The 7624-nt window shown below is 65.8% G+C and carries 3 protein-coding genes and 1 pseudogene; 2 read left to right on the top strand and 2 right to left on the bottom strand.

The window, feature by feature from the left end:
• Positions 1 to 881 (bottom strand): hypothetical protein (locus ACVK00_RS31590; protein WP_456826976.1); only part of this gene is annotated, 881 nt, incomplete at its 3' end.
• Here ACVK00_RS31590 and ACVK00_RS31585 point away from each other — a divergent pair.
• Positions 862 to 6744: pseudogene (locus ACVK00_RS31585) on the top strand (YadA family autotransporter adhesin); the annotation flags it as partial. The gene ACVK00_RS31590 and the pseudogene ACVK00_RS31585 sit on opposite strands and share 20 nt — an antisense overlap.
• Here ACVK00_RS31585 and ACVK00_RS31580 read toward each other — a convergent pair.
• Positions 6702 to 6845, bottom strand: a complete 144-nt coding sequence (locus ACVK00_RS31580; protein WP_354123251.1) for a hypothetical protein — start codon at positions 6843 to 6845, stop codon at positions 6702 to 6704. The pseudogene ACVK00_RS31585 and the gene ACVK00_RS31580 overlap by 43 nt on opposite strands.
• Before the next feature lie 22 nt (positions 6846 to 6867).
• On the opposite strand from ACVK00_RS31580, the gene ACVK00_RS31575 reads away from it, so the two are divergent.
• On the top strand, positions 6868 to 7536 hold the full coding sequence (locus tag ACVK00_RS31575; protein WP_284888950.1) for an OmpA family protein: 669 nt from the start codon (positions 6868 to 6870) through the stop codon (positions 7534 to 7536).
• Positions 7537 to 7624: the final 88 nt, after the last annotated feature.

The raw sequence follows: 7624 nt of genomic DNA, 5'->3' as shown, positions 1-7624 counted from the left end.
TCCACCTCGACCTCGACCGGCCTGTCGTCCGCTAACAGCTCGATCGGTTCGCTGTCGACCGGCCTCAGCTCGACCAACAGCTCGGTTACGTCGCTCTCGTCGTCCACGTCCACCGGCCTCTCGTCGGCCAACAGCTCGATCGGCTCGCTCTCCACGTCGACCTCGACCGGTCTGAGCTCGACCAACAGCTCTGTTACTTCGCTTTCGTCGTCGACCTCGACGGGTCTCTCGTCGGCTAACAGCTCGATCGGCTCGCTTTCCACCTCGACCTCGACCGGCCTGTCGTCCGCTAACAGCTCGATCGGTTCGCTGTCGACCGGCCTCAGCTCGACCAACAGCTCGGTTACGTCGCTTTCCTCGTCCACGTCGACCGGTCTCTCGTCGGCCAATAGCTCGATCGGCTCGCTCTCCACGTCGACCTCGACCGGCCTGTCGTCTGCTAACAGCTCGATCGGTTCGCTCTCGACCGGCCTCAGCTCCACCAACAGCTCGGTTACGTCGCTCTCGTCGTCAACGTCCACCGGCCTCTCGTCGGCCAACAGCTCGATCGGCTCGCTTTCCACGTCGACCTCGACCGGCCTGTCGTCTGCTAATAGCTCGATCGGTTCGCTGTCGACCGGCCTCAGCTCGACCAACAGCTCGGTTACGTCGCTCTCGTCGTCAACGTCGACCGGCCTCTCGTCGGCCAACAGCTCGATCGGCTCGCTGTCCACGTCGACCTCGACCGGGCTGTCGTCTGCTAACAGCTCGATCGGGTCCCTGTCGACTGGCCTCAGCTCGACCAATAGCTCGGTGGCATCGCTGTCGACATCCACGTCGACCGGCCTCTCGTCGGCAAACAGCTCGATCGGCTCGCTGTCCACCGGCCTCAGCACGGTCACGACCAAAACCGACAATCTCGGTAACAGCACCGCCGCAGCCCTCGGCGGCGGCGCGGGCTACAACCCGGCAACCGGCACGGTTTCCGCTCCGTCGTACACCACGTACAACACGAACGGTACGACGTCGACCGCCAACAGCGTCGGCTCGGCGATCGACAGCATCAACAACCAGGGCATCAAGTACTTCCACGCGAATTCGACGGGCACGGACAGCCAGGCGCTCGGCACCGACTCGGTCGCTATCGGTCCGAACGCCATCGCCAACAATACCGGCGACGTCGCGCTCGGCAGCGGCTCCGTCACCAGCACCCCGAACGCAACGCCGACCGGTACCGTCGGCGGCGTGACGAGCACGTTCGCGGGCGGCAATCCGAGCAGCGTGGTGAGCGTCGGCAACGCGAGCACGGGCACCACGCGTCAGATCACCAATGTCGCGGCAGGTCAAATCACGGCGACCAGCACCGACGCGATCAACGGCTCGCAGCTCTTCGCGACCAATTCGGCCGTGAATTCGCTGTCGACGACGGTGTCGTCGTCCAGCAACGCAATCTCGTCGTTGTCGACCGGCATCACTTCGTTGTCGACAGGCCTCAGCTCGACTAACAGCTCGGTTACGTCGCTCTCGTCGTCCACGTCGACCGGTCTCTCGTCGGCTAACAGCTCGATCAGCTCGCTGTCCACGTCGACTTCGACCGGTATTAACTCGTTGTCGACGGGTCTGAGCTCCACCGATAGCTCGGTCACTTCGTTGTCGACCTCGACGTCGACAGGCTTGTCGTCGGCAAATAGCTCGATCACGTCGCTCTCCACGTCGACTTCGACCGGTATCAACTCGTTGTCCACGGGCCTCAGCTCGACCGACAGCTCGGTAACGTCGCTGTCGACTTCGACGTCGACGGGTCTGTCGTCGGCGAATAGCTCGATCACATCGCTCTCCACCTCGACCTCGACGGGTATCAACTCGCTGTCGACTGGCCTCAGCTCGACCGACAGCTCAGTGACGTCGCTGTCGACTTCGACGTCGACCGGCCTCTCGTCGGCGAATAGCTCGATCAGCTCGCTTTCCACGTCGACTTCGACCGGTATCAACTCGCTGTCCACGGGCCTCAGCTCGACCGACAGCTCGGTAACGTCGCTGTCGACTTCGACGTCGACTGGCCTCTCGTCGGCGAATAGCTCGATCACGTCGCTCTCCACGTCGACTTCGACCGGTATCAACTCGTTGTCCACGGGCCTCAGCTCGACCGACAGCTCGGTGGCTTCGCTGTCGACCTCCACGTCGACGGGCCTGTCGTCGGCAACCAGCTCGATCAGCTCGTTGTCCACCTCAACCTCGACGGGCATCAACTCGCTGTCCACCGGCCTCAGCTCGACCGACAGCACGGTAACGTCGCTCTCGACTTCGACGTCGACCGGCCTCTCGTCGGCGAATAGCTCGATCACGTCGCTCTCAACCTCGACCTCGACCGGCATCAACTCGCTGTCGACCGGCCTCAGCACGACCGATAGCTCGGTGGCTTCGCTCTCGACCTCCACGTCGACCGGCCTCTCGTCGGCCACCAGCTCGATTGGTTCGTTGTCCACGTCGACCTCGACGGGTATTAACTCGCTGTCGACTGGCCTGAGCTCGACCGACAGTACGGTAACGTCGCTCTCGACCTCCACGTCGACGGGCCTGTCGTCGGCAACCAGCTCGATCGGCTCGCTTTCCACGTCGACCTCGACCGGTATCAACTCGCTGTCGACTGGCCTCAGCTCGACCGATAGCTCAGTGACCTCGCTGTCGACTTCCACGTCGACTGGTCTGTCGTCGGCAACCAGCTCAATCAGCTCGTTGTCCACCTCGACTTCTACCGGTATCAGCTCGTTGTCCACGTCGACCTCGACGGGCATTAACTCGCTGTCGACTGGCCTGAGCTCGACCGACAGCACGGTAACGTCGCTCTCGACTTCGACGTCGACCGGCCTGTCCTCGGCGACCAGCTCGATCACGTCGCTCTCCACGTCGACCTCGACAGGTATCAACTCGCTGTCCACCGGCCTCAGCTCGACCGATAGCTCGGTGGCTTCGCTCTCGACTTCGACGTCGACGGGCTTGTCGTCGGCAACCAGCTCGATCAGCTCGTTGTCCACCTCGACCTCGACGGGTATCAACTCGTTGTCGACGGGCCTCAGCTCGACCGACAGCACGGTAACGTCGCTCTCGACCTCCACGTCGACCGGCCTGTCCTCGGCGACCAGCTCGATCACGTCGCTCTCCACGTCGACCTCGACTGGTATCAACTCGCTGTCCACCGGCCTCAGCTCGACCGATAGCTCGGTGGCTTCGCTGTCGACCTCCGCGTCGACCGGCCTCTCGTCGGCGAATAGCTCGATCACGTCGCTCTCAACCTCGACCTCGACCGGCATCAACTCGCTGTCCACCGGTCTGAGCTCGACCGACAGCTCGGTAACGTCGCTCTCGACTTCGACGTCGACCGGCTTGTCGTCGGCGAATAGCTCGATCACGTCGCTCTCCACGTCGACCTCGACTGGTATCAACTCGCTGTCCACCGGCCTCAGCTCGACCGACAGCACGGTAACGTCGCTCTCGACTTCGACGTCGACCGGCCTCTCGTCGGCGAATAGCTCGATCACGTCGCTCTCAACCTCGACCTCGACCGGCATCAACTCGCTGTCCACCGGCCTCAGCTCGACCGATAGCTCGGTGGCGTCGCTGTCGACCTCCACGTCGACCGGCCTCTCGTCGGCCACCAGCTCGATTGGTTCGCTGTCCACGTCGACTTCGACGGGCATCAACTCTCTGTCCACGGGCCTCAGCTCGACCGATAGCTCGGTGGCTTCGCTGTCGACTTCCACGTCGACCGGCCTCTCGTCGGCAACCAGCTCGATCGGTTCGCTGTCCACCTCGACTTCGACGGGCATCAACTCTCTGTCCACGGGCCTGAGCTCGACCGACAGCTCGGTTGCTTCGCTCTCGACCTCCACGTCGACCGGCCTGTCCTCGGCGACCAGCTCGATCAGCTCGTTGTCCACGTCGACCTCGACGGGTATCAACTCGTTGTCGACCGGCCTGAGCTCAACCGACAGCACGGTTGCTTCGCTCTCGACTTCGACGTCGACGGGCCTGTCGTCGGCGAATAGCTCGATCACGTCGCTGTCCACCTCGACCTCGACGGGCATCAACTCGCTGTCCACGGGCTTGAGCTCCACCGACAGCACGGTAACGTCGCTCTCGACTTCGACGTCAACGGGCCTCTCGTCGGCCACCAGCTCGATCAGCTCGCTGTCGACATCGACCTCGACCGGCCTGTCGTCCGCAACCAGCTCGATCGGTTCGCTGTCCACCGGCCTCAGCTCGACCAACAGCTCGGTGGCTTCGCTGTCGACTTCCACGTCGACGGGCCTGTCGTCGGCCACAAGCTCGATCGGCTCGCTGTCCACGTCGACCTCGACGGGCATCAACTCGTTGTCGACTGGCCTGAGCACGACCGACAGCTCGGTGGCTTCGCTCTCGACCTCCACGTCGACCGGCCTGTCGTCGGCAACCAGCTCGATCGGTTCGCTGTCCACGTCGACCTCGACCGGCATCAACTCGCTGTCCACCGGCCTCAGCTCGACCGACAGCACGGTAACGTCGCTCTCGACCTCCACGTCGACCGGCCTGTCGTCGGCCACCAGCTCGATCGGCTCGCTGTCCACGTCGACCTCGACCGGCATCAACTCGCTGTCCACGGGCCTCAGCTCGACCGACAGCACGGTAACGTCGCTCTCGACCTCCACGTCGACGGGCCTCTCGTCGGCCACCAGCTCGATCAGCTCGCTGTCGACCTCGACCTCGACGGGCCTGTCGTCCGCGACCAGCTCGATCGGCTCGCTGTCCACCGGCCTCAGCTCGACCAACAGCTCGCTCACGTCGTTGTCCACGTCGACCTCCACGGGCATCAACTCACTGTCGACGGGCCTGAGCTCCACGAACAGCTCGGTCGCGTCGCTGTCGACCTCGACGTCGACCGGCCTCTCGTCGGCGACCAGCTCGATCAGCTCGCTGTCCACGTCGACTTCGACGGGCCTGTCATCCGCAACCAGCTCGATCGGTTCGCTGTCCACTGGCCTGAGCTCGACCGACAGCACGGTAACGTCGCTCTCGACCTCCACGTCGACGGGTCTGTCGACGGCCACCAGCTCGATCACGTCGCTCTCCACGTCGACGTCGACCGCGATCGACGCCGCGAAGACGCACTACTACAGCGTCAACGACAACGGCACGCAGCAAGGCAACTACGCCAACGACGGCGCAACGGGTGTCAACTCGCTCGCCGCCGGCGTGAACGCCAGCGCCGCAGGCGCCAGCAGCGTCGCGGTCGGCGATGGCTCGAACGCACAGTCGGCGGGTGCAGTCGCGATCGGCCAGAACGCGTCGGCCACCGGCGGCAAGGCGGTGTCGATCGGCTCCGGCAACACCGCGAGCGGCGACGGCGCGGTCGCGATCGGCGACCCGAGCGTCGCAACGGGCACCGGCGCAGTGGCGATGGGCGCGAACGACACGGCGACCGGCAGCGGCGCAGTGGCGCTCGGCAACGCGAACACCGCAACCGGCAACAGCGCGCTCGCCCTCGGCAGCTCGAATCAGGCCACCGCGGACAACACGATCGCGCTCGGCAACAAGGCAGTCGCAAGCGCCACCGGCGCCCAGGCCTACGGCTCGGGTGCATCGGCCACGGCAGCGGATGCGCTCGCCTTCGGCACGAACGCCACGGCGAACGTCGCGAACTCGATCGCCCTCGGCGCGAACTCGGTCACGGGTGCGGCAGTCGGCACCTCGAGCGCCACGATCGGCGGCGTCTCGTACCTCTTCGCGGGTAGCTCGCCGGTGGGCGTGGTGAGCGTCGGCCAGCCGGGGCAGGAACGCCAGATCACGAACGTCGCGGCAGGCCAGGTCTCGGCCACCAGCACGGACGCGATCAACGGCAGCCAGCTCCACGCGACGAACCAGGCAGTCAACAGCCTGTCCACGTCGACCGCGTCGAACATCTCGTCGCTGTCGACCGGCATCGGTTCGCTGTCCACGGGTCTCAGCTCGACCAACAGCTCGGTGACGTCGCTGTCCACGTCGACCTCGACGGCGATCAACTCGCTGTCGACGGGCCTCAGCTCGACGAACAGCAACCTGACATCGCTGTCCACGTCGACCTCGACCGGCATCGGCTCGCTGTCGACCGGCCTGAGCACGACGAACAGCACGGTGGCCTCGCTGTCGACGGGCGTGACGAACCTGGGCGACCAGGTGTCGCAACTGTCGACGACGATCAACAACAACACGACGCGCTCGTTGAGCAACAACGGTGTCGCGGTCGACATGAACGGCACCGGCAACGATCGGCCGACCGTCACCGCCGGCTCGAACTCGGTGGCGATCGGCGCGAATTCGAATGACGGCGGTCGTTCGAACGTGGTGTCGGTCGGCAGCGACACGCAGCAGCGCCAGATCACGAACGTCGCGCCGGGCACGCAAGGCACCGACGCAGTGAACGTGAACCAGCTGACGCAGGTGCAGACGACGCTGTCGACGGCACTGTCGGGCCAGCAGACCCAGATCAACTCGCTGGGTTCGCAACTGCAGCAGACCGACCAGATGGCGAAGCAGGGTATCGCGGCCGTCGGCGCGATGGCGTCGATCCCGCAGCTCGATCGCGACGCCAACTTCGGGATGGGTGTGGGCACGTCGACCTTCCTCGGCCAGAAAGCGATGGCGGTCAACATGCAGGCCCGGATCACCGAGAACCTGAAGGCGTCGATCAACGGCGGCTTCAGCGGCGGTCAGAAGGTGATCGGCGCCGGCATGCTGTACCAGTGGAAGTAACGCGTCGCGCCGCCACGCCGCCGGCTCACGAGCCGGACGGCGTGCGGCGGCCCCGACGGCACGACGAGCCCGCCGCGCAACCCGCGGCGGGCCTCGGTCAACCCAAGCTTTGAGGACGTAACCGTGAACAAACTCGCTCTTGCGCTCGCACTTTCCACGATGGCCCTCGCCGCGTGCTCGACCGCATCCGGCCCGACCTTCAGCGCATCCGAACTGCAGCCGCGCGATGGCGTGCGCACCTTCCAGGTGGACTGCCACGGCCTGCTGTCGGGTCCGCAGACCTGCATGAAAGCCGCCCGCAAGATCTGTGGCGAGCAGCCGGTACGCACCGTCGACTCGGCCCGCGCGCTGCGCGACGGCTCGGATCCCGCGACGCTGGTGTTCCAGTGCGGCGCCGCGCCGGCCGAAGCGGCATCGGCCGCCGAGCCGGCACCCGCGCCCGCCGCGGTCGAACACGTGAACCTCGCGGGCGACGCACTGTTCGCGACGGGCCTGGCCACGCTCACGCCGGCCGCGCGCGCATCGCTCGACAAGTTGTTGAGCGAGCGCGAAGACCGTACGTATACACAGGTCACGGTCACCGGCCATACGGATTCGGTCGGCAACGACGCCGCCAATCTCGCGCTGTCGAAGCGCCGCGCGGAAACCGTCGCGGGCTACTTGAAGTCACACGGGCTGAAGGCGCAAACCGTGTCGGTCACGGGCCGCGGAAGCGCGGATCCGGTCGCGTCCAACGCGACGGCCGAAGGCCGCGCGAGCAACCGCCGCGTCGACATCTCGCTGCAACGCTGAGCCGCCGGCCGTCGCACCCGCAAGCGACGGCCCTGATCGCCACCGCCCACCGCCCCGCCGGACCCCGCCGACACCGCTTCGCCAGGGC

Source organism: Burkholderia sp. PvR073 (assembly GCF_054055695.1).
Note: the sequence above shows the minus strand (reverse complement) of the source record. Positions and strands in the feature narration are given on the sequence as shown.